The following is a 22,654-nucleotide window of genomic DNA, read 5'->3' as shown; positions in this document are numbered from 1 at the left end:
CGTGATCGGCGCCGCCCGGTTGCCCTATCCTGAACGCCTCGTGGCTCACGAGGAACCGCCGACGAGCGCGATCGACGTGACCGTTCCCGACGTACCGTCGCTCGGGGTCGTCCTCGTCGATCTGCGCTCGTGCTGCGTGGTGAGGGCGAACGCGGCGTTCCTCGAGCTGATCGCGTTCTCGCGCGACGACCTCTCGCGCGAGCCGCTCGAGCTCGCGACGCTGCTCGCACCGGAGCGCCGCGCGGTGCTCGAGAGCGTGCTCGAAGAGGTGGCGAGCTCGGGGCGCTTCACGCCCTTCGAGATCACGCTGTGGCGCCGCGACGGAACCGGACGTCACGTGTGGCTCACCGGCGCGGTCCATCCCGCGCATCGCGATCTCGCGCACGTCTACGTCGTCGACATCACGCAGAACTGCGCGCTGGTCGAGGCGCTGCGGGAGAGCGAGGAGCGCGCGCGCCGCTTCGCCGAGGCGAGCTTCGAAGGGCTCTTCGTGCACGACCAGGGGCGCGTCCTCGACGTGAACGAGGTGCTGCCCGCGATGTTCCGCACGACGCGCGAGGAGCTCCTCGGGCGCAGCGCGCTCGACTTCGCCGCCGAGGCGTCGCGCGCGATGCTGCGCGACAACGTCCTCCGGCAGTACGAGCTGCCCTACGAGGCGATGGGCAAGCGCGCCGACGGCACCACGTTCCCGATGGAGGTGCTCGGCAAGCCGATCCCGTTCGAGGGCCGCACCGTGCGCGTCACCGCGGTCCGCGACCTGACCGAGCGCAAGCGCACCGAGGCCGCGCTGCGCGAAGCGGAGAGCGCGCTGCTGCACGCCCAGAAGCTCGAGAGCCTCGGCGTGCTCGCGGGCGGCATCGCGCACGACTTCAACAACCTGCTCGCGATCGTCCTCGCGTTCACCGGGGTCGCGCAGCGCCACATCGAGCCCGGCTCGCCTGCGTACAACGCGCTGCGCGAGGTCGAGCACGCGTCGCGTCGCGCCGCCGATCTCACGCGCCAGATGCTCGTCTACTCGGGGCGCAGCGCGCGCACGATCGCGCCGCTCTCGCTCGACGAGGTGGTGCGGGGGATCGCGCAGCTCGCGTCGAGCTCGTTCTCGAAGAAGATCGATCTCGAGCTCTCGCTCGCCGGAGGGCTCCCGCCGCTCGCCGCGGATCGCTCGCAGATCGAGCAGCTCGTGCTGAACCTGCTGACCAACGCGGGCGAGGCGATCGGCGACGAGCCGGGCACGATCGCGGTGCGGACCCACGCGGTCGATCTCGAGGCCGGTGAGATCGAGGGCGCGACGACCCACACGACGCTGCCCGCCGGCCGCTACCTCGAGCTCGAGGTGCGCGACACCGGCTGCGGCATGGACGAGAGCACCCGCGCGCGCATGTTCGATCCGTTCTTCTCGACCAAGGCGCACGGACGCGGGCTCGGTCTCTCGGCGATGCTCGGCATCCTGCGCAGCCACGGCGCGGGCCTCGCGATCACCACCGCGCCCGGCGCGGGCACCACGTTCCGCATCTACTTCCCGATCGCCGAGCGGATCGACGACCCGGCGCGGCCTCCTTCGGTCGTGCCCGCGCCGCGTCGCCGCGAAGGTGCGGTGGTGCTGATCGCCGACGACGAGCCCGCGCTCCGCCGCGCGACGCGCGCGGTGCTGGTGTCGGCGGGCTACCAGGTGCTCGAGGCGGCCGACGGCGCGGAGGCGGTCGATCTCTTCCAGCGCCACGCCGACGTCGTCGCGCTCGTGCTGCTCGATCTGCACATGCCGAAGCTCGACGGCCGCGAGGCGTTCAACGCGATCCGCGCGATCGATCCCCGGGTGGGCGTGCTGCTCACGAGCGGGTTCGACGTGCGCGAGGTGCTCGAGGGGCTGCGCGGGCAGAAGGTGTCGTTCCTGCCCAAGCCCTCGACCTCGAGCCAGCTGCTCGCCGCCGTCGACGCCGCGCTCGCCGCGCCGACGACGTGAGCTCTCACGCGGCTGCGGACGACGGCACGATCGTCGCGACGAACGACTCGAGCGCGGGCCGCTGCTCGGGCGGGACCCATCGGAAGTCCACCTGACGATCGGTGACCTCGTGGAACGTCCGCGGCGCGCGCAGCAGACCATCGCGCGCGCTGCGGATCTCCTCGGGGCTGCAGTCGGCGATCGCATCGCGGACCAGCGACGCTTCCTCGGTGCCCTCGGCCGCGAGCGCCGCGCCGAGCTTGAGCTTCGCTTCGAGCACCATCATCTCGATCGCGCCGCTTCGACGATGCGGCAGCGAGAGCACGCGCTGCACGATCTCGCGCGCCCCAGGATCCTTCGCGCGCCCCGCCTCGAGCGCGATCGACGCGAGGTCGAACGCCGCGAAGCACGGCACGAACGCGAGCCCCGCCGCGCGCGCGGCCTCGGCGTAGCCGAGCAGGTATCCGATCACGTCGCGCACCACGTCGGAGCGACCGGTGAGCGCGGTCGCGAGCAGTCGGTACTGATGGAACACGTCGTAGATGCTGTGGACGTGCTTCGACTTCACCGACTCGCGGAGGAAGTTGTTGAAGTAGCGGATCGAGAGCTGGAGCGCGGCCTCGTCGCCGCGTTGTGCCGCGGCGATCGCGACGACGCGGTTCGCGTCGCTGATGCTCGACACCACGTCCGACGCCTTGCTCACCGCGTGCTGGTACGAGAGGTAGAGCTGGTGCAGCACCTTCCGCTCGAAGAAGAGCTTCTCGTCCTGCACCAGCGCGATCGCCTCCGCGCTGAGCCCCACGAAGTCCGCGCGATCGACCACGAACCAGCGCGCCGGCATGTCCTTCTTGCGCTGCCCGTGGAAGTCGAGGAGGCGCTTCAGGAACCAGATGCCCTCGAGCGCGACGCCGCGATCGGTGCGGTCGAGCGACTTGATCACGATCGTGCCGATCTGGTGCAGCCGCTCGTGCACGATCGTCTGGCCCGCGTCGGGATCGAGCGCGCCGGTGCGCACCCGCTCGATCGCGTCCTCCACGTCCTTCTCGAGGCGCGCGAGGATGTTCGAGGGATCGAGGAAGCGCACCACGTAGAAGAAGTACGGCACTAGGATCGCCCACCCGAGCAGGGCACCGAACACCGCGAAGCGCACCGCCCACATCGGCGCGAACTCGGGCCCGACCATGTACGCGACCCAGAGCGTGTTCGCCGCGGAGAACGCCATCAGGAAGAGCACCGCCTGGTTCAGCCGATCGCGCAGGAACATGTCGATCAGCTTCGGCGTGTGCATGTTCGCCGTGAGCGGGATCGCGAGGCCGATCGTCGCGATCAGCATCGCGAGGATGTTGTTGTAGGCGCGCGCGAGCGGGCTCATCAGGTCGACGAGCTTCGCGTTGTTCACGCCCTCCCAGCTCGTCGCGTCGTGGCCCGGCATCCCGAGCCTCCACCATTCGAACGCGAGCTCTGCGGCGAAGAAGATCGCGGATCCGACGACGACGAGCGCGAGGGTGCGGAAGAACGTCCGGTGCACGCCGCGATCCTAGTACGCACGACACGCGCGCGTCGCCGGTTCGTCACGTCTATGATCCACGTCGCATGAGCACCCTCGCGCCCGGTCATCGCGTCGTCGTCTCCGAGCTCGGCGAGTCGCCGACCGACGCGATCGAGAAGCACGTCTCGGTCGTGCCGATGGATCCCCCCGACGTCGCGTCGCTCTCGCCGCGCGAGGTGGTGATCGCGGTGAAGAGCACCTCGGTGGGCTGGGTCGATCTGCTGATGACGAGCGGGCAGTACCAGCACATGCCGAAGCCGCCGTACACGCCCGGCCTCGAGTACGCGGGGGTCGTCGCGTGGAAGGGCAGCGAGGTCGGCGATCACGTGGCGCTCGGTGACGCGGTGCTGGTCGATCCGTTCCTCGCGGGCCCGCGATCGCTCGGCGCCCATCAGCGCTGGGGTGGTTGGGCGAGCTACGCGGTCGCGCCCGCCGACGCGGTGATCCCCATCCCCGGCGGGCTCTCGTTCGACGAGGCGTGCAACCTCCTCGGCAACTACGAGACCGCGTACCACTGCCTCGTCGCGCGCGGTCGACTGCGCGAGGGCGAGACCGTGCTGATCCACGGCGCATCGGGCTCGACCGGGCTCGCCGCGGTGCACCTCGCGAAGCTGCTCGGCGCGACGGTGATCGCGACCGGGCGCTCGCGCGCGAAGCTCGACGCGGTGAAGGCGCAGGGCGCCGATCACGTGATCGCGATCGAGCCCGGCACGCTGCGCGATCGCGTGAAGGAGCTGACGAACGGGCAGGGCGTGGACGTCGTGTACGACGGAGTCGGCGGCGAGATCTCGATCGAGAGCCTGCGCTGCGTGAAGTTCGGCGCGCGCTTCCTGATCGTCGGTTGGGCCTCGACCCCCGACGTCGCGAAGGGCAAGGGCGGTCGCGGCGCGCCCAACGCGAACGTGCTGCCGACGAACCTGATCATGATGAAGGGCCTCGACGTGCTCGGGTGCCCCACCGCGATCACGACCGCGCACGATCCCTCGATCCGTCCTCCGCGGCTCGCGCAGATCCTCGCGTGGGCGCGCGAGGGGAAGATCCGCCCCCACGTCTCGCACGGCTTCGCGCTCGCGGAGGTGAAGACCGCGATGCGCACCAAGTGGAGCGGTGAGGTGATCGGCGGCTGCGTGCTGCGTCCCTGAGGCACATCGGCTCGCCCGCTCAGGGCCCTCGCGTCCGCGTGCTCCGCACGCTCCCGTGCGGGCCCTGCGCGAGCGAGCACTCCCGCTGACCATCGACGCCACGCACGCGAAGCCCCACGATCGCGCGCGTGAGCCAGACCGTCGTCCAAGTCGCGCCGCTCGGATTCCCGTGGGTCACCGCGGATCCGTTCCTCTTCTGCGTCCACCACCTCGACGCGTACCCCGAGGGCAACGAGAAGCTCGGCCCCGCGGCATCGCTCGCGGGTCGCGACATCGGTCAGGACTTCGCCGGCAAGGACGGGTGGCGCATGTACCACGGCGACGTGGTGCCGGGGTTCCCCGGCCATCCGCACCGCGGCTTCGAGACGGTCACGATCGTGCGCCGCGGGCTCATCGATCACTCGGACTCGCTCGGCGCGGCCGCGCGCTTCGGCGGCGGCGACGTGCAGTGGCTCACCGCGGGCGCGGGCATCGTGCACTCCGAGATGTTCCCGCTGCTGAAGCGCGAGGAGCCCAACCCGGTCGAGCTCTTCCAGATCTGGCTCAACCTCCCGAGCACCGACAAGATGGCGCCCCCGCACTTCTCGATGTCGTGGAGCGAGCAGATCCCGCGGGTGCGCGAGGTCGACGCCCAGGGACGCGCCGCGGAGATCACGATCGTCGCGGGCGCGCTCGGAAATCACCGCGCGCTCTCGCCGCCGCCGCGCTCGTGGGCGTCGCGCCCCGACTCCGACGTCGCGATCTGGACGATCGATCTCGAGCCCGGCGCGTCGTGCACCCTGCCGCGCGCGGAGAGCCCGCGCGCCGGCCGCGTCCTCTACTTCTTCCGCGGCGACGTGCTGCGCGTGGACGATCACGTGCAGCGCGGCGCGGCGGCGATGGTGGTGCGCAGCGATCGCGACGTGCGCCTCGAGGCGGGCGCGGAGCGCTGCGAGGTGCTGATGCTGCAAGGGCGCCCGATCGGCGAGCCGGTCGCGCAGCACGGGCCCTTCGTGATGAATCGTCGCGACGAGCTGGTGAAGGCGTTCGAGGACTACCAGCGCACGCGCTTCGGCGGGTGGCCGTGGCCGAGCGACGCGCCGGTGCATCCGCGCGAGGAAGGACGCTTCGCGCGACACGCCGACGGACGGATCGAGCGGCCGAACACCTGATCGCGCGGTCAGTGAAAATCACTGGAATTCCGAACTCGCAGAATCCAGGATTGACAGATTCATTCGCCGAGGGCGGAATCCCTGACCACCGGAGGTCTGGGGATGGCGAAACCAAGTCGGCGATGGGGGCGAGCGACAGTCTGCGTGGCTGTGCTCGCGATGATCAGCGCGTGCGGCGACGACGAGATGCCCATGGGCTCGGACGCGGGCGAGATGCGCGATGCATCGATGGGCGTCTCGTGCAGCACCGGCAACGGCGGTTGTGATCCGCTCACGACCTGCAGCGTGAGCGCGGGCCAGATCGCGTGCGGCGCGTGCCCGAGCGGCTACGAGGGCACGGGCGCGAGCGGCTGCACCGACGTCGACGAGTGCGCGACCGAGAACGGCGGCTGCAGCGAGCTCGTCGAGTGCACGAACACACCCGGCGGCTTCACCTGCGGCGACTGCCCCGAGGGCCACGTCGACGACGGCGCGGGTGGCTGCACCGACATCGACGAGTGCGCGACCGAGAACGGCGGCTGCGACCAGACGTGCACGAACTCGGAGGGCGTTTTCGCGTGCTCGTGCGAGGAGGGCTTCACGCTGAACGCCGACGGGCACACCTGCGACGACGTCGACGAGTGCGCGGTCGATCACGGCGGCTGCGACGCGCTCGTGACCTGCACCAACAACACCGGCGGTCGTGACTGCGGCCTCTGTCCGCTCGGCTACGACGACGAGAACGACGACGGCACGTCGTGCGTCGACATCGACGAGTGCGAGACCGACAACGGCGGGTGCAGCGAGCTCGTCGCGTGCACCAACACCGAGGGCGGCTTCACCTGCGGCGACTGTCCCGAGGGCTACCTCGACGACGGCGCCGGCGGCTGCACCGACATCGACGAGTGCGAGACCGACAACGGCGGCTGCGATCCGCTGGCGAGCTGCACGAACACCGCCGGCGACCGCACCTGCGGCGCGTGCCCCGACGGCTACACCGGCACCGGCGAGACCGGCTGCACGAACGTCGACGAGTGCCAGACCGACAACGGCGGCTGCGAGCAGACGTGCACCGACGACGAAGGTGACTTCGCGTGCTCGTGCCGCAGCGGGTTCGTGCTGAACGCCGATGGCGCGCAGTGCGACGACGTGAACGAGTGCGACACGGCGAACGGCGGCTGCGAGCAGACGTGCACCAACGACGAAGGTGACTTCGCGTGCTCGTGCCGCAGCGGGTTCGTGCTGAACGCGGATGGCGCGCAGTGCGACGACGTGAACGAGTGCGACGCGGGCAACGGCGGCTGCGAGCAGACGTGCACCAACGGCGAAGGTGACTTCGCGTGCTCGTGCGGCAGCGGGTTCGTGCTGAACGCGGATGGCGCGAGCTGCGACGACGTGAACGAGTGCGACGCGGGCAACGGCGGCTGCGAGCAGACGTGCACGAATGGCGAAGGCGACTTCGCGTGCTCGTGCGGCAGCGGTTTCGTGCTGAACGCGGATGGCGCGCAGTGCGACGACGTGAACGAGTGCGACGCGGGCAACGGCGGCTGCGAGCAGACGTGCACGAACGGCGAAGGCGACTTCACGTGCTCGTGCCGCAGCGGGTTCGCGCTGAACGCCGATGGCGCGAGCTGCGACGACGTGAACGAGTGCGACGCGTCGAACGGCGGGTGCGAGCAGACGTGCACGAACGGCGAAGGCGACTTCACGTGCTCGTGCCGCAGCGGGTTCGTGCTGAACGCGGATGGCGCGAGCTGCGACGACGTGAACGAGTGTGACGCGGGCAACGGCGGCTGCGAGCAGACGTGCACGAACGGCGAAGGTGACTTCGCGTGCTCGTGCGGCAGCGGGTTCGTGCTGAGCGCGGATGGCGCGAGCTGCGACGACGTGAACGAGTGCGACGTCGACAACGGTGGCTGCGACGAGAACGCGACCTGCACGAACACCGAGGGCGGCCGCACCTGCGCGTGCAACACCGGCGAGCCCGGTGACGGCCTCGACTGCACCGTCCTCCGCGACTGCGCGGCGATCCACACCGCGCACCCGAGCGCGCCGAGCGGCGTCTACACGATCGCGCCGAACGGCACGACCGTGGTCTCGACGTACTGCGACATGACCACCGCCGGCGGCGGCTGGACCCAGATCTACGATCAGGACTTCGCCGAATTCGGCAACGTGCGCGCCGCGTCGGCGTGGATCTCGGTGAGCCCGACCGCGCCGAACGGCGGTGACTACTCGATCCTCGATCAGCTCCCGAACCTCGGCAGCGCGACGTACTACGAGCTGCGCTACGAGTGGCTCGAGGGCCCGATGCCCGCGGGCTACGTGCAGTGGACGCAGGACCGCAGCCCGCTCGTCGTCGGCGACGCGACGGGACGCGCGGCGATCTACGGCTCCACCACCAGCCTCGGGTCGACCCCTGCGGGCTGCCAGCCGTTCTCCGGTCTCGGCGTGAGCCAGCAGACCAACAACACGCTGCTCGACGGCGATCACGGCAGCTGCTGGTGGTGGGGCGTCGGCGTGAGCAATCCGCACGGCGACGGCATCAACGGCATCCCGACCTACAACACGCCCGAGGAGCCCGCGGGCAACAGCGCGCGCCACGTGCGCCTGTGGGTGCGCCCGGGACGCGCGCTCCCGGTGAGCTGCGCGGCGATCCGCACGGCGAGTCCGAGCGCGCCGAGCGGGACGTACACCATCGATCCCGACGGCTCGGCCGGGAACGCGCCGTTCGCGGTCACGTGCGACATGACCACCGCGGGCGGCGGCTGGACCGTGATCAGCGTCGAGGACTTCACCGGCGGCGCGAGCGGCTGGACGAACAACACGACCAGCACGGCGTGCCCGTACACGACGCAGACGCTGGGCGGGTACAACGTCTTCGCGGGCGGCTCGGTCTCCAAGACCTACTCGCTCCGCGGTGTGCCGCACGGCGAGGCGCGCGTGACCGCGCGCTACTACTCGATCGACAGCTGGGATGGCGAGGCCGGGTTCGTGCAGGTCGATGGCGCCGACATCTTCCGGCAGACCTTCACGCTCGACCAGGGAAGTCTGCGCTGCGGCGGTGGCTGGAACGATCGTGACGCGGCGATCGTCGCGGGCACGCGCGCGCACAGCGGCGCGTCGCTCGTGGTCACCGCGGGATCGACGCTCGATCAGGCGCCGAACGACGAGTCGTGGGCGCTCGACGACGTGGTCGTGATGATCCGCTGACGAACGCTCGAGCACGGAGAGGACGCCGCGGGAGCTCCGGCTCTCGCGGCGTCTTCGTCTTCGCAGCGAGTACCATGCGCGCGTGGACGAACTGTTCTCGCGCGCCGCGCTCGGCCCGCTGCGCCTCCGCAACCGCGTCATCAAGGCCGCGACCTACGAGGGCATGAGCCGCGGCGGCATCGCGTCGCGCGCGCTCGTCGACTTCCATCGACGGCTCGCGGCGGGCGGCGTGGGGCTCACGACGGTCGCGTACTGCGCGGTCGCGGACGAGGGGCGCACCTTCGAGCACCAGCTCCGTCTCGTGCCCGAGTCGTGCACGATGCTGCGCGAGCTGACGCGCGCGGTGCACGACGAGGGTGGCGCGGTGTCGCTCCAGCTCGGGCACGCGGGCACGTTCAGCAAGGTGCGCGGGCCGAACGGTCGCGCGCCCCGCGGCCCTTCGTTCGGGTGGAACGCCTACGGCGTCGCGGCCGGGCTGCCCTTCGCGCGCGCGATGGACGAGCAGGACGTCGATCGTGTGATCGCATCGTTCGGCGACGCGGCCTCGCGCGCCGCCGAGCTCGGCTTCGACGCGGTCGAGGTCCACCTCGGGCACGGGTATCTGCTGAGTCAGTTCCTCTCGCCCGCGACCAATCGACGCGACGATCGCTGGGGCGGCTCGCTCGAGAACCGGATGCGCCTGCCGCTCGCGGTGCTCGAGCGGGTGCGGGCGTCGGTGGGGCGCGACCTCGCAGTCCTCGTGAAGACCAACCTCCGCGATGGCTTCCCCGGCGGGCTCGAGCTCGACGAGTCGATCGCGATCGCACGCGCGATCGAGGCGAGCGGGCACGCCGACGTGATCATCCCGAGCGGCGGGTTCACCAGCCGCACCCCGTTCTTCCTGCTGCGCGGCGGCCTGCCGCTCGATCGCATGGCCGATGCGCAGCCCGAGTGGATCTCGGGCGCCGCGATGCGCGTCCTCGGTCGCGCGATCATCGATCGCTACGAGTTCGAGGAGTCGTTCTTCCTGCCGCTCGCGCGCGAGCTGCGCCGCGCGGTGCGCATGCCGATCGCGCTGCTCGGCGGGCTCGTCTCGCGCGAGGGTCTCGTGAAGGCGCGCGACGAAGGGTTCGACTTCGTGGTGCTCGGGCGCGCGCTGATCGCGGATCCCGAGCTGGTGCTGCGCATGCAGCGCGGCGAGCTCGAGCGCACGCGCTGCAACGCGTGCAACCTCTGCGTCGCGGAGACGGACATCGCAGGCGTGCGATGTGTGCTCTGAGCACGGATCGTCAGGGCGCGCAGCTGCGCTGGAACGCGTGGCGGACGTCGTTCGCGGTCCATGCGCGATAGGCGATGTGCACACCGTCGCCGCGATCGACCGTGATCGACGGGCTCTCGCCGGTGTCGTCGCGGGTGTCGAGCGCCGCGCCCGACCACGTGCCGTCGATCGCCCGGTGTGCGTAGCGCAGATCGCGCGCTGCGGTCGCGGCGGCGTAGTGGGCGACGTGGACGCGCCCGGCGCGATCGACGGCGATCGCGGCGTGGCGCCCCCCGGCGTCGACGGGCTCGTGGGCCCACGTGCCTCCGGGGGCCCGGAACGCGTAGCGCAGCATGCCGAGGTGCTCGTACGCGACGTGCGCTCCACCCGTCGCGTCGGCTGCGATCGCGGAGCTGCCGTCCGAGTCGGCATCGATCGTCTCGAGCGTCCAGGCACCGCCGGTGCGCGGCCGATGGGCGTAGCGCAGCCCACCCGAGCGACCGTGGAACGCGACGTGGAGCCCGCCGGTGCCGTCGATCGCGAGCGAGACCGGTGGCTCGCTCGCGGCGCCCGAGGGATCGATGTCGATCGTTCCCCACGTCCCGTCGGCGCGTCGCTGTCCGTACACCAGCGCGCCGGTCCCGTAGCGCGAGAACACGACGTGCAGCACGCCGCGCGCGTCGATCGCGAGCGCGCTCCGATAGCCGTCGTGGTCGATCTGCTCGACCTGCCACGCGCTCCCGTCGTCGAACGCGTGGTGCAGGCCGGTCGTGGTGATCGACGAGCCGTAGAACACCACGTGGGCTCGGCCCGCCGCGTCGATCGCGATCGAGGTCTGGTCCGCGATCGAGCAGAGCGGGCTGAACGAGCAGCTCGCGCCGCCGCCGATCGGCGTGACGTCCCACGAGGTCGCGCCCGGTGCGCGGTGCGCGTAGGCGAGATCGTCGCGTGCGTCGGCGTAGCTCACATGCACGCCGCCGCTCGGGTCGACGGCAATCGCGGTCCGCGTCCGATTCTCGGGCGCGCTGTCGATGGTCGAGATCGTCCAGTCGACCGCGGTGCACGCGACGCAGCGATCGACCTCGCACGTGCACGGCGTGTCTTCGTGCGCGTACACGCACCGGCCCGACACGCAGTCGCCGGCGGCGAGGTACGTGCGGAGCGTGCCGATGTCGGCGCACGTCGTGGCGGGCGGCGCCGTGCACTCCTCCGCACCTTCGCACTCGGCGCGGCAACGATCGCCGACGCACGTCTCGCCCTCCGTGCACTCGCTCGGAGCGAGCCAGTCGAGGCACGTGTCGGAGTCGGCCTGGCCGCACGTCGCGACGCTCGTCTCGCCGTCGCAGCGCGTCTCTCCCGTCGCGCACTCGTCGGCGCACGTGTCGCTGCACTCGCCGAGCGAGCACGTCCGACCGCTCTCGCACGGGACTGCGGCGCTCCACGCGAGGCATCCGTCTTCGCCCCGCTCGCAGCGCTCGACCGCGTCGCCCTCGCATCGCGCTTCGTCGGGCGCGCACGCGTCCTCGCAGCCCGTGCTCGCCAGCGCGAGCACGACTACCGCGTCGATCTCTGCGCCGAGGATCGGGATGACCGACGTCTCGCCTCGCGCGATCGCATCGCTGCCTCGCTGGCCGATCACGTCGATGCGCGTGGCCGTGCCCGCTGCCGCGTCGTCGAGGACGAGCGTCACTTCGGAGGCGGGCGCGACCCGGATGACCTCATCCGCGACGTCGATCGCGAGCTCGGTGAGAGCCCAGCGCTCGTCGAGCACGATCGCCAGGCGCACCGTGGTCGCGGGTGGCGCCGCGCCGTCGCAGCCGATCGACGACGCGGCGATGAGCAGGATCGGGACCCAAGTGCCGCGCATCGTCATCCCCCGGCCGCGCTCGCGGCCCTCGAGGATGCACTTGGATCTCCGGCCGCGATACCGTCACGGACGCGGCGGCGGCGGGGCCTCTCGCTTCGCCGCGCTCTTCGCGGGCGCGATGTTCACGTTCACCCGGAACAGGTTCTCGGGGTCGTACTTCTCCTTGATCTGCGCGAGCCGCGGAAGGTGCTCGCCGTAGGCCGCGGCGACGCGACCCTGGTCGTCCTCGGGCATGAAGTTCAGGTATCCGCCGCCCGTCGCGAACGGCGCTGCGGCATCGAACAGGCTGCGCGCCCACGCGATGCACCGCGCGTCGTCCTCGGCGCGCTCCCACCGCGTGTGCACGTTCATCGCGTACGAAGTCGCGCGATACGCGTACGCCGTCGCGTCCTCGGGGATGCGCGCGACCGCGCCCCCGAGCTGACCGACGAACACCTCGCAGAGCGGCGAGGGCATGCGCTTCACGTGATCGACGAGCACGTCCCAGAGGCCCTTCGGGAGCGCCTCGAAGTAGTGCGTCTTCCAGTAGTTCCTCGCGCCCGGCGTGAGCAGCGGATCGAACGCCTGCTGCCATCCGACGTAGGGCGTGGGCCCGACGTGGACGCCGTACGGCTTGCCGTGCTCGCGCAGCGGAGCGAGCACCGCCTCGCCGTCCTTCGGGTCGCCGACCCAGCACACCGCGAGCACGATCGCGGGCTTGCCGTGCACCTCGGGGGGCAGGAACGGCAGCGGCGGCGCGCCCCGCAGCACCGCCCAGACCGTGAGCTCGTCGGGCGCGTTCTTGGTGAGCCGCGCGTAGAAGTCGAGCACGTCGTCGGCGTGCTCCAGCGGATGCACGATCAAGCCCGCGATCACCTCGGGCCCGAGCGGCACCGCATCGAACTCGAACGACGTGACCACGCCGAAGTTCCCGCCGCCGCCGCGCAGCGCCCAGAACAGATCCGCGTTCTCGCGCTCGCTCGCGATCACCCGATCGCCGCTCGCGAGCACGACCTCGGCCGACAGGAGGCGATCGACGGTCAGCCCGTACTTCCGCGAGATCCAGCCGAACCCCGCGCCGAGCGTCAGGCCCGCGACGCCGGTCGTCGAGTTGATCCCGACGGGCACTGCGAGCGCGCGCTTCTGCGTCATCGCGTCGAGATCGGCGAGCCGCGCGCCACCCTCGACCACCACGCGCGTGCTCCCGCTCGTCATGCGCACGCCGCGCATCCCGCTCAGATCGATGGTGAGCCCGCCCTCGCACAGTGCGTTGCCCGCGATGTGGTGCCCGCCGCCACGGATCGACGTGAGCGCGCGGTTGCGTCGCGCGAACTGCACGCACCGGACGACGTCGTCGGGCGTGGCGCAGCGCGCGATCAGCGCCGGATGGCGATCGACCATCGCGTTCCACACCTCACGCGCGCCGTCGTATCCCGGTGCGCCCTTCTCGAGGATCGAGCCCTGCATCGAGCTCGCGAGCGCCTCGATCGCGGAGCGATCCACGCGCATCGGTCGCCCTTCGAGCCTCACCAGCGTGAGTCCGTCGTTCTTCATCGCGCGTTCCCTCTCACAGCGCACGACGTAGTCGCCTCGCGAGCACGCACGAAGCGCGGTACACGGGCCCTCGCATGCGGCTCCTCGATCGGCTCTTCGGCGCGAACAAGAAGGTGATGCCCGAGCGGGTGCGCGATCTCGACGCGTACGAGCGGCTCGTGGTGCGCTCGGATCGCCCGGTGATCGTCGACGTGTGGAGCGCGACCTGCGCGCCGTGCAAGAAGCTCGAGCCGGTGCTGATCGAGGTGGCGACGCGCTACGAGGGTCGGGTTCGCGTGGTGGAGATCGGCACCGCGGACTGCGACCCGCGCCTGCTCGCGAAGCTCGACGTGCGCGCGACGCCGACGCTGATCGTCGTGAAGGACGGCGAGGAGCTCGGCAGGCAGACCGGGTGGCGCCCCGTCGAGTGGTTCGCGCAGATGATCGACGCCGAGCTCTCGGGTTAGACGAACACCGAAAGGGAGAACCGCTCGCGTATGCTCGTACCCCGGCTGCCGCCGAGGTCCGAAACGCATGCGTCGCGCGCTCTCCCTCTTCACGTTGCTCTTCTTCGCACCGCTCACCCTCGCGTGCGGCGGGTCGTCGCCCGATCCCGCGGATGGAGGCGACGGCTTCGATGCGAGCGGCTCGGTCGACGCGAGCCAGCCACCCGACGACGCACCGAGCTCGACCGACGCGAGCACGCCCGACGCGTACGTGGCCGAGCCCTGCGAGAGCCCGGGGGCGATCGAGGCGGTCGCGTGTGGACGCTGCGGCGCCCGCGATCGCTTCTGCACCGCCGAGCTCGTGTGGGCCTACGGTCCCTGCGAGGACGAGGGCGAGTGCACGGCCGGCACCTCGCGCGACACGACGTGCGGCAACTGCGGGATGCGCGTCGAGCGATGCAGCGCGACGTGCGAGTGGACGACCGAGGCGGCGTGCGAAGGGCAGGGCGAGTGCGCGCCCGGCACGACCCTGCGCGCGACGAGCGACTGCCCGAGCGGTCAGACGCGCGAGCTCGCATGCACCGACGCGTGCGCCTACGAGCCCGCCGGTGAGTGCGAGGCGGACCCGTGCCCCACACCCGGTGAGCGCGAGGACGTGCCCTGCGGCGCGTGCGGCACCCGCGAGCGGTTCTGCACCGCCGAGCACGTGTGGGCGTACGGGCCGTGCGGCGACGAAGGCGAGTGCATGCCGGGCACGACCGGGCGCGTCGCATGTGGACGCTGCGGCACGCGCCCGGCGCAGTGCACGACGTCGTGCGAGTGGTCGCCGAGCGGCACCTGCGAAGGCGAAGGCACGTGCACCCCGGGCACCAGCGGATCGTGCACGACGTCGTGCGGCACCACCGGCACCGCGATCTGCGAGGCCACCTGCGCGCCGGGCACGTGCATGCCGCCCGCCGAGTCGTGCAACGGCGCCGACGACGACTGCGACGGCGCGCGCGACGAGACGTTCACGTGCGTGCGCGGTGCGACGCGGCCGTGCGCGAGCGCGTGCGGCAGTGGGGTCGAGACCTGCGGCGCCTCGTGCGGATGGGGCGCGTGCAGCGCGCCGACGAGCTGCTGCACCGACGCCGACGGAGACGGCGCGGGCGTGGGCGCGACCTGCACGATCGTCGACTGCGACGACACCCGCGCCGACGTGCGTCCGGGGGCGCCCGAGCTCTGCGACTTCGTCGACAACGACTGCGCCGCGGGCGCGCTCGACGAAGGCTGTCGCGTGCGTGCCGCGCGCTACGTCGAGTGCACCGAGCACCACTGGACGAGCCACCTCGAGGACGTGGGACCGTACTGCTCGCCGCTGCCTGCTTCGCGCGCGGCAGGCTGCTCCGCGAACGGCTGCGCGCTCACGACGTGCGGCGGCACGAGCTGCTGGGCCGCCGAGTGCGCGACCACTGGTGCGTGCTTCACGACGTATCGCCGCCAGGAAGGCGCGCTCTCGTCGCTGGTGCGCCTCTATCACTGGAACGAGGCGGGCAGCGCGCGCAATCGATACACCACCACGCCGACTCCGCCGCTCGGCTACACCGCGGGCGCACCGGTCGATCTCGGCTTCGTCGCGACCACCGCGATCGCACCGCCGGGCCTCACGCCGCTCGCGCTCGTCGAGTGCGAGTGGACGCCCGCGACCGGCGGGCTCGACTACTTCCTCACGACGCGCGAGAGCGAGTGCAGCGCGCGCGGCGGCACGATCGCCGCGCGGCTCGGCTACGTCTGGGCGCCGTGACGACGAACGGCGCGCCCTCGTGACGAGGACGCGCCGCTCGTGCTCACGCCGCGATCATTCGGGCGTGTACGTGATCGTCAGGTCGAACTCGCTCGCGGTGTAGCCGTTGACCGCGACGTACGCCTCGCTCGCGCCGGCGGGCACGGTCAGCTCGCAGAGCTCGTTCGAGTCACCGTTGTACGGGCGGCACGCGTAGGTGCTGCTCGTGGGGCGCGCGTCGAAGCGCACGTAGAGATCGGCGTCGCCGGTGCCGCTCAGCGCTGCGCGGAACGGCGAGCCCGCTGCGACCGGGATCGCGTCGAAGAACTGCGCGCGGCCCTGCGCGAGCGAGCCCGACTGGCGGATCGTCTCGGGCTCCCCGCCACCATCACCACCACCGTCGTCCGGCGGATCGACGGGCCCGCCGCCGCTCACGCCGAGGAAGTCGAGGTACGCGTCGACGCGCGTGTCCACGCCGTACTGCGTGCAGTACGCATCGCCGTACGACGTCACGCCGGCGACGAGGTACGCACCGCTCGCGTCCTGGTGCAGCGCGGGGCCGCCCGAGTCGCCGTTGCACGTGTTGCGGCCCGTCGCTCCGTAGCGGAACTGCGTGCTCGACACCTGCGTGATCGGGATGTTCACCGCGCGCTTGATGCCCGCGCCGCTCTGACTGCGTCCGTCGCTCACGCCGTAGCCGACGTGCAGCAGGTTCCGACCGACCCACGACGACGTCATGCTGTTCGCGGGCAGCACGCCGATCGGCGTCACTCCCGCGGGCTGCGACGCGAGATCGAGATACGCGATGTCGTTCGTCAGCGCGCGCGAGTTGTAGCCGGGGTGCGCGACCGCGCGGACCACGCGCGTGCGCGTCTGGACCTGCGAGGCCGAGGGCCCGGTGATGAACGTGATCTGCGACGCGCTCGTGCCCGCGACGCAGTGCGCCGCGGTGACCACGCGCGTCGGCGTGATCAGCGTGCCGGTGCAGAACGGCGAACCGCCGGACGCCAGCGCGCCGACCGCGGGCACGCCGCTGAACGCAGTGCCACCGACGATCGCATCGGTCTTCGTGTCGAGATCGGAGTCGAGGCCAGGTTCGTCGGCGGGCGCACAACCTGCGAGCGCCGTGATCACCGCGACCATCGAGAGCATCTTCCGGATCAACGCATCCACCTCCATCAGCACGCGCGCTCGTCCTCGCTCGTGCCGCGGACAAGAGGGCGCGTCGTGCTCGGAGCGATCACTCTCGCGAGACGAATTCGTGTCGCGTCCCCACAATCGCTCGCACGATGGGCGCGCGAGTGCCGCGAGGTGAGATGCACGGCGATCGACGCGCACCTCGCCCTCGCGAGCGCGTGGGATCACGGTCGATCGCGCGCCACATCGAGGTACCCTGACCGCGATGGGCGAGGACGTACCCCCGACCAGCGCGCCCGATCCCACGCGTGCGATCCACGATCTGAGCGAGGTGGAGATCCGGGATGCCGAGACGAAGCCCGACGAGTGGATCGGTCGCGTGCTCGATGCGCGCTATCGACTCTCCGGCGCGATCGGCGAAGGCGGCTTCGGCTTCGTCTTCCGCGCGAAGCACCTGATCCTCGGGCGCGACGTCGCGGTGAAGATCCTGCAGAGCGCCGGCCACGCCGACCCGGTCGAGCGCGCGCGCTTCGATCGCGAGTCGTCGATGCTCGCGGCGCTCTCGCACCCACACATCGTCGGAGTCACCGACTTCGGCGTGAGCGACGGCGTGCCCTACCTCGTGATGGAGCTCGTCGAGGGTCGCAGCCTCCGCGCGCTGCTCGACGCACGCGAGCTCACCGCGGAGCGCGCGCTCTCGCTGGTGGTGCAGATCCTCAAGGCGCTCACGTACGCGCACGAGCACGGCATCGTCCACCGCGACCTCAAGCCGGCGAACGTGCTGGTGCAGCGGCTCGGCGACGAGGACCACGCGAAGCTGCTCGACTTCGGGTTCGCGAAGTTCTTCGGCGCGCAGGAGAACAAGGCGGGCAACGAGCTGACCGCGCAGGGCACCGCGTTCGGCACGGCGGGCTACATCGCGCCCGAGCAGCTCGGCTCGGCGACGATCGACGGCCGCGTCGACGTCTACGCCGCGAGCGTGCTGCTCTTCGAGATGCTCGCGGGGCGCCGTCCTTTCCAGGAGCCCGGCGGCGACACCGTGTACGAGCTCCGCGGGACGCTGATCGAGCCGACGCCTTCGCTCGCGGCGCTGCGTCCCGATCCGCCGCTCGCGGCCGCGCTCGATCCGATCCTCGCGCGCGGGCTCGCCAAGGATCCCGCGCAGCGCTTCGACTCGGCGCTCGAGATGATGCGCGCGCTCGAGCCCTTCCTCCCCGCGCCGCGCCTCAGCGCGGTGCCGCCCGCGAGCGCCCCGAGCGCGCCGCGCGCGAAGGCGACACCGGCGCTCCCGATCCTCGCCGTGGTGATCGCGATCGCCGCGCTCGGCATGATCACGATCGTCGGCGTCATCGCCGGCTTCGTGTGGTCGCGATCGCAGGACGAGCCGGAGGTCGCGCCGGTCGCGATGGCGCCCGCGCCCTCGTTCCAGATCGAGCACGACACGCCGCTCCTCGGTCCGCCGACCGGCGAGCGCCCGGCGCCCGGCGACGTGTGGGCACCGCCGCTCCCGCCCGAGCTCGCGGTGATCCGCGCGCAGCTCGCCGACGGCGATCCGCTGCGCGCGACCGAGCGCCGCACGCTGGCGCGCATGATCCGCGAGCAGCCGTGGGACGCGCGACCGCACCTCCTGCTCGCGTACTCGCAGCGTCAGGAGCGCTCGCTCACCGCGGCGATCCAGAGCTACGAGCGCGCCTATCGCGCATCACCCGCGAGCCGCGGCGACGAGCAGATGCTCACCGATCTCGTGGTGATGGCCGCGCATCCCACGGCGGGCTCGCGCGCCGCCGAGGCGATCGCGACGATCTACGGCAGCGAGGCGATCCCCGCGGTCGATCGTGCGATCGCGGTGTCGATCGTCGACGCGCGCGCACACGGACGACTGCAGGCGCTGCGCGATCGTCTCGCTGCGAACTGAGGGAGTGTCCAACATCGGCTCGCCCGCCGGTCCCTCCCGTCCGCGCGCTTCGCGCGCTCCCGTCCGGGACCCGCGGGACGAGCACTCCGGCAGGGATTCAGCTCGCGCGCTCGATGCGGCGAAGCGTCTCGCCGAGCTGCTTCTCGAAGAACTTCCCGCCGATCCGATCGAGCAGCGCGCTCGCGACGCGGCCTCTGAAATTGCGCGGGCGCCGGTCGAACTCCATGCGCACGTGACTGCCGCCGTTCGCCGTCGGCGTCACGTCGTACTTCCAATAGCTGCCCGGCTCGAAGGCGTTCGAGTCCTTCACGTCGATTCGCACGGTGCCGGGACGCGACCAGTCATATCGGGCCCGCTCCCAGATTCCGCCGAACGGGCCCGTGCCCTCGGTCACCTCCGCCGACGTCGGCTCGGTGGACTCGACCTTGTAGTACCTGCGATCGATGTTGGGCCAGAGCTCGAGGCGCCGCGGGGAGAAGTCCGTGAGCGCGCCGATCACGCGCTCGGGGCTGGCGGTCGTGTCGAGCTCGGTGATGACGTGTGCCATGTCGCGCTCCGTTGCTCGGAGACCGTCTCGACCCGGCGCCGAGGCTTTCAACGCTGGCGTTCGCTCGCCTGCGGGGACGCGACCTCGGCTGGGTCTTAGCGACGCGCCCCTCGCGTGCCTACCTGCGTTCCTGGAGCCCCTCGCGGAGTCGTTGCGAGCATGTCGGCCGCGTTCGAGATCGATCACTGGCAGGGGCGTTTCGCCGCGGTCGTGGTCGGGATCGGGCTCGCCGTGGGGTGCAGTGACGCGGCGCCGCAGGCGCTCGGCACGCTCGAGTACGATCGCATCACGCTGCCCTCCCCGGCGGCCGAGCGCATCGTCGCGATCGAGGTGCGCGAGGGCGAGCGGGTCGCGCCCGGGCAGTTGCTCGTGCAGCTCGATGCGGCGCGAACCGGCAGCGCGGTGCAGGCGGCGGCCGGCGAAGCCCATCAGCGGCGCGAAGTCCTGGCCGAGCTCGAGGCCGGACCGCGGCGCGAGGACGTGGCGCGGGCGCGCGCAGAGCTCGCCGCAGCCGAAGCCGAGGCGCGCGACGCGCGCTCGTATCTCGAGCGGGTGGAGTCGCTCGAGCAGCGCGGCGTCGTCGCGCGGGTGGAGCTCGATCGTGCGCGCGGTGCGGCGGGGTCTTCCGCGGGGCGCGTGCGCGCGGCGAGCGCGGCGCTGCTCGAGCTCGAGCGAGGAACCCGTCCCGAGCAGATCGCCCAGGCCGAGGCCGCGGTGATTGCCGCGAGCGCGCGGATGGCGGAGCAGGTCGTCCTGCTCGACAAGCTGAGCGTCGTCGCGCCGCGCGCCGCCGAGGTCGACAGCTTGCCCTATCGACTCGGTGACCAGGCCCCGGTCGGCGCACCGCTCGCGATCCTGCTCGTCGGAGACGCGCCCTACGCGCGCGTGTACGTACCCGAGCCGATTCGTGCTCGCGTGCACGTGGGGCAGTCGGCGCGCGTGTTCGTCGACGGCCGTGATCGCCCCCTCGCAGGGCGAGTGCGGATGATCCGGAGCGAGCCGAGCTTCACTCCGTACTACGCGCTCACGGGGGACGACGCCGCCCGGCTCAGCTACCTCGCGGAGGTCGAGCTGACCGGCGAGGACGCGCGCGGCCTTCCTGCCGGCATGCCGGTCCGGGTCGAGCTCGCGCACGAGGTCGATGGAGGCCACTGATGGCCGAGGCGATCGCGATCCGCGCGCGCGGCCTGACCAAGCGCTTCGGCGATGCGACGGCGGTCGATCGTGTCGATCTCACGGTGCCGCGCGCCGCCGTGTACGGCTTCCTCGGGCCGAACGGCTCGGGCAAGTCCACGACGATCCGCATGCTCTGCGGGCTGCTGCTGCCCTCGGCCGGCGAGATCGAGGTCATCGGGCTGCGCATCCCCGAGCAGTCGGAGCCGCTCCGCCGGCGCATCGGATACATGACGCAGCGCTTCTCGCTCTTCGCCGATCTCACGGTGCGCGAGAACCTCGACTTCCTCGCGGCGGTGCACGACATCCCGAGAGCTCGTGCGAAGCAGCGGGTGGCATCGCTCATCGCGCAGTTCCGCTTCGAGGGCCGCGAAGATCAGCTCGCGGACACGCTGAGCGGCGGCGAGAAGCAACGTCTCGCGCTGGCGGGTGCCGTCGTGCACGAGCCGGAGCTGCTCTTCCTCGACGAGCCCACGAGCGCGGTCGACCCCGAGTCGCGGCGCGACTTCTGGGAGAAGCTGTTCGATCTCGCCGACGGCGGCTCGACGATCCTCGTCTCGACGCACTACATGGACGAGGCCGAGCGCTGCCATCGCCTCGCGATCCTGGATCGCGGCAAGCTGGTGGCGGACGGATCACCCGCCGAGCTCACCGGCGCGCTCCGGGGTCGCACCCTCGAGGTGCGCGCGGCCGAGCCGCGTCGTGCCCAGCGCGCATTGGCCGGCGCGCCCGGTGTGATCAGCGCGGCGCAGATCGGGACCAACCTTCGCGTGCTCGCCGCGGAGGGCGTCGAGGCCGAGCCGCGCGTCGCCGAGGCGCTCGCGCGTGCAGGCGTCGACGCTCGCGTCGCGCTCGGGGAGCCGACGCTCGAGGACGTCTTCGTCGCCGTGACGCACGGGCGCCGCGCATGAAGTGGCGTCGTCTGTTCGCCGTGGTCTTCAAGGAGCTGCTGCAGCTCCGGCGCGACCGCGTGACGCTCGCGATGATCGTCGGTATCCCGGTGATCCAGCTCGTCGTGTTCGGCTACGCGATCAACCTGACGTTGCGCGGGCTGCCGGCGGCGATCGTCGATCAGGCGAGCACCGCCGGCTCGCGCGCGCTCGTGATGGACGTTCTGGCGACCGGTGTCGTCGAGCCGGTCGCGCACGTCCACGCGCCCGAGGAGCTGATGGACCTCCTGCGGCGCGGCCGGATCAGCGTGGGGATCGTCGTGCCGCCCGACTTCGAGCGGCGGCGCGCCGAGGGCCGCGAGGTTGCACAGGTGCTCGTCGACGCGAGCGACACCACGGTCCAGAGCGCGGCGGCGCAGCTCGCGCAGGTCCCGCTGCCCGAGGCCGCGGCGCGCGGGACGCTCTCGAGGGCGCCTGGAGAAGCGATCTCCGGCGTGCCCCCGACCACGCGACCGATCAGCGTCGTGAGCTTCTACAACCCCGAGCGGCGCAGTCAGCTGAACATCGTGCCCGGGCTGATCGGCGTGATCCTGACGATGACGATGGTGCTCTTCACGGCCGTCGCGGTCGTGCGCGAGCGCGAGCGCGGCAACATGGAGCTCCTGATCGCGACCCCGATCACGCGGAGCGAGCTGATGCTCGGCAAGGTGCTTCCCTACGTCGGCATCGGTCTCGTGCAGACGACGTTGGTGATCGCGCTCGGCACGTGGCTCTTCGCGGTGCCGATCCGCGGCCTTCTCGCCGACGCGTACCTGGCCGCCGGGCTGCTGATCTTCGCGAACCTGAGCCTCGGCCTCCTGATCTCCACGCGCGCGCGCTCGCAGTTCCAGGCGATGCAGATGACGTTCTTCGTGTTCCTGCCGTCGATCCTGCTCTCGGGCTTCATGTTCCCGTTCGCCGGATTGCCGCCGGCCGCGCAGTGGCTCGCCGAGGTGATCCCGATGACGCACTTCGTGCGCCTGATCCGGGGCGTCATGCTGCGCGGCGCGCGTCTCTCCGAGATGTGGCCCGACGTGCTCGCCCTGCTCGCGTTCACCGGCGCGATGATGACGCTCGCGATCCTGCGCTTCCGGAAGCGGCTCGACTGAGTTTTCGGAAGGGGTCATGGATGACCCCTTCCCCCCGCCCGGCGAAG

At 71.5% G+C, this 22,654-nt stretch carries 16 protein-coding genes; 11 read left to right on the top strand and 5 right to left on the bottom strand.

The genetic code is table 11. The features are described from left to right. The first annotated feature begins 40 nt into the window (after positions 1–40). Positions 41–1,960: a hybrid sensor histidine kinase/response regulator gene (locus I5071_RS32155; RefSeq protein ID WP_236517086.1), complete on the top strand. Its 1,920-nt coding sequence runs from the start codon at positions 41–43 to the stop codon at positions 1,958–1,960. A gap of 4 nt (positions 1,961–1,964) precedes the next feature. Here I5071_RS32155 and I5071_RS32150 read toward each other — a convergent pair whose 3' ends face one another. Further along, positions 1,965–3,467, bottom strand: coding sequence for a DUF2254 family protein (locus tag I5071_RS32150; protein ID WP_236517085.1), 1,503 nt, complete (start codon positions 3,465–3,467; stop codon positions 1,965–1,967). A gap of 65 nt (positions 3,468–3,532) precedes the next feature. On the opposite strand from I5071_RS32150, the gene I5071_RS32145 reads away from it, so the two are divergent. From I5071_RS32145 to I5071_RS32130, 4 genes are all read left to right on the top strand, one after another. After that, entirely contained in the window at positions 3,533–4,630 is a 1,098-nt protein-coding gene (locus I5071_RS32145) for an NADPH:quinone oxidoreductase family protein (protein ID WP_236517084.1), read from the top strand. Positions 4,631–4,758: 128 nt separating this feature from the next. Then, entirely contained in the window at positions 4,759–5,781 is a 1,023-nt protein-coding gene (locus I5071_RS32140; RefSeq protein WP_329611096.1) for a pirin family protein, read from the top strand. A gap of 144 nt (positions 5,782–5,925) precedes the next feature. Further along, on the top strand, positions 5,926–8,973 hold the full coding sequence (locus I5071_RS32135) for an EGF domain-containing protein (protein ID WP_236517083.1): 3,048 nt from the start codon (positions 5,926–5,928) through the stop codon (positions 8,971–8,973). 82 nt (positions 8,974–9,055) lie between these two features. Next, complete coding sequence (locus I5071_RS32130; protein WP_236517082.1) at positions 9,056–10,231, top strand: NADH:flavin oxidoreductase; 1,176 nt, start codon at positions 9,056–9,058, stop codon at positions 10,229–10,231. 10 nt (positions 10,232–10,241) lie between these two features. On the opposite strand, the gene I5071_RS32125 is transcribed toward I5071_RS32130, so the two are convergent. Together I5071_RS32125 and I5071_RS32120 are read right to left on the bottom strand one after the other, a co-directional pair. Continuing rightward, entirely contained in the window at positions 10,242–12,077 is a 1,836-nt protein-coding gene (locus tag I5071_RS32125; RefSeq protein ID WP_236517081.1) for a hypothetical protein, read from the bottom strand. A gap of 63 nt (positions 12,078–12,140) precedes the next feature. After that, complete coding sequence (locus I5071_RS32120) at positions 12,141–13,610, bottom strand: FAD-binding oxidoreductase (RefSeq protein WP_236517080.1); 1,470 nt, start codon at positions 13,608–13,610, stop codon at positions 12,141–12,143. A 74-nt stretch (positions 13,611–13,684) separates the two neighbouring features. Here I5071_RS32120 and I5071_RS32115 point away from each other — a divergent pair, with 74 nt between their 5' ends. Continuing rightward, positions 13,685–14,056: a thioredoxin family protein gene (locus I5071_RS32115; RefSeq protein ID WP_236517079.1), complete on the top strand. Its 372-nt coding sequence runs from the start codon at positions 13,685–13,687 to the stop codon at positions 14,054–14,056. 67 nt (positions 14,057–14,123) lie between these two features. Then, on the top strand, positions 14,124–15,818 hold the full coding sequence (locus I5071_RS32110) for a putative metal-binding motif-containing protein (protein ID WP_236517078.1): 1,695 nt from the start codon (positions 14,124–14,126) through the stop codon (positions 15,816–15,818). 54 nt (positions 15,819–15,872) lie between these two features. Here I5071_RS32110 and I5071_RS32105 read toward each other — a convergent pair whose 3' ends face one another. After that, positions 15,873–16,976: a trypsin-like serine protease gene (locus I5071_RS32105; protein WP_236607703.1), complete on the bottom strand. Its 1,104-nt coding sequence runs from the start codon at positions 16,974–16,976 to the stop codon at positions 15,873–15,875. Positions 16,977–17,199: 223 nt separating this feature from the next. Between I5071_RS32105 and I5071_RS32100 the strand changes: the two genes are divergently transcribed. Further along, positions 17,200–18,849 (top strand): serine/threonine-protein kinase, encoded by a 1,650-nt coding sequence (locus tag I5071_RS32100; RefSeq protein WP_236517077.1) that lies wholly within the window; start codon positions 17,200–17,202, stop codon positions 18,847–18,849. Positions 18,850–18,946: 97 nt separating this feature from the next. On the opposite strand, the gene I5071_RS32095 is transcribed toward I5071_RS32100, so the two are convergent. Then, complete coding sequence (locus I5071_RS32095) at positions 18,947–19,396, bottom strand: SRPBCC family protein (RefSeq protein WP_236517076.1); 450 nt, start codon at positions 19,394–19,396, stop codon at positions 18,947–18,949. Between the two features lie 159 nt (positions 19,397–19,555). Here I5071_RS32095 and I5071_RS32090 point away from each other — a divergent pair, with 159 nt between their 5' ends. Genes I5071_RS32090 through I5071_RS32080 form a run of 3 tightly spaced genes read left to right on the top strand, consistent with a single transcriptional unit; the run spans position 19,556 to position 22,607 of the window. Next, a complete protein-coding gene (locus tag I5071_RS32090) occupies positions 19,556–20,551 on the top strand; it encodes an HlyD family secretion protein (RefSeq protein ID WP_236517075.1) in 996 nt (331 codons plus the stop codon). Positions 20,552–20,568: 17 nt separating this feature from the next. Next, a complete protein-coding gene (locus tag I5071_RS32085) occupies positions 20,569–21,480 on the top strand; it encodes an ATP-binding cassette domain-containing protein (RefSeq protein ID WP_419249674.1) in 912 nt (303 codons plus the stop codon). Further along, positions 21,477–22,607, top strand: coding sequence for an ABC transporter permease (locus I5071_RS32080; RefSeq protein WP_236517073.1), 1,131 nt, complete (start codon positions 21,477–21,479; stop codon positions 22,605–22,607). The genes I5071_RS32085 and I5071_RS32080 overlap by 4 nt, the downstream gene beginning before the upstream one ends. Positions 22,608–22,654 lie beyond the last annotated feature (47 nt).

This window comes from Sandaracinus amylolyticus (assembly GCF_021631985.1).
Classification (GTDB): Bacteria; Myxococcota_A; Polyangia; order Polyangiales; family Sandaracinaceae; genus Sandaracinus; species Sandaracinus amylolyticus_A.
Note: the sequence above shows the minus strand (reverse complement) of the source record. Positions and strands in the feature narration are given on the sequence as shown.

What these genes read in the sequence shown, in the direction of transcription:
- I5071_RS32145 (WP_236517084.1), top strand. Translation starts at nt 3,533, where the DNA reads ATGAGCACCCTCGCGCCCGGTCATCGCGTCGTCGTCTCCGAGCTCGGC.
- I5071_RS32125 (WP_236517081.1), bottom strand. Translation starts at nt 12,077, where the DNA reads ATGCGCGGCACTTGGGTCCCGATCCTGCTCATCGCCGCGTCGTCGATC.
- I5071_RS32120 (WP_236517080.1), bottom strand. Translation starts at nt 13,610, where the DNA reads ATGAAGAACGACGGACTCACGCTGGTGAGGCTCGAAGGGCGACCGATG.
- I5071_RS32115 (WP_236517079.1), top strand. Translation starts at nt 13,685, where the DNA reads ATGCGGCTCCTCGATCGGCTCTTCGGCGCGAACAAGAAGGTGATGCCC.
- I5071_RS32110 (WP_236517078.1), top strand. Translation starts at nt 14,124, where the DNA reads ATGCGTCGCGCGCTCTCCCTCTTCACGTTGCTCTTCTTCGCACCGCTC.
- I5071_RS32105 (WP_236607703.1), bottom strand. Translation starts at nt 16,976, where the DNA reads ATGGAGGTGGATGCGTTGATCCGGAAGATGCTCTCGATGGTCGCGGTG.
- I5071_RS32100 (WP_236517077.1), top strand. Translation starts at nt 17,200, where the DNA reads ATGGGCGAGGACGTACCCCCGACCAGCGCGCCCGATCCCACGCGTGCG.
- I5071_RS32095 (WP_236517076.1), bottom strand. Translation starts at nt 19,396, where the DNA reads ATGGCACACGTCATCACCGAGCTCGACACGACCGCCAGCCCCGAGCGC.
- I5071_RS32090 (WP_236517075.1), top strand. Translation starts at nt 19,556, where the DNA reads ATGTCGGCCGCGTTCGAGATCGATCACTGGCAGGGGCGTTTCGCCGCG.
- I5071_RS32080 (WP_236517073.1), top strand. Translation starts at nt 21,477, where the DNA reads ATGAAGTGGCGTCGTCTGTTCGCCGTGGTCTTCAAGGAGCTGCTGCAG.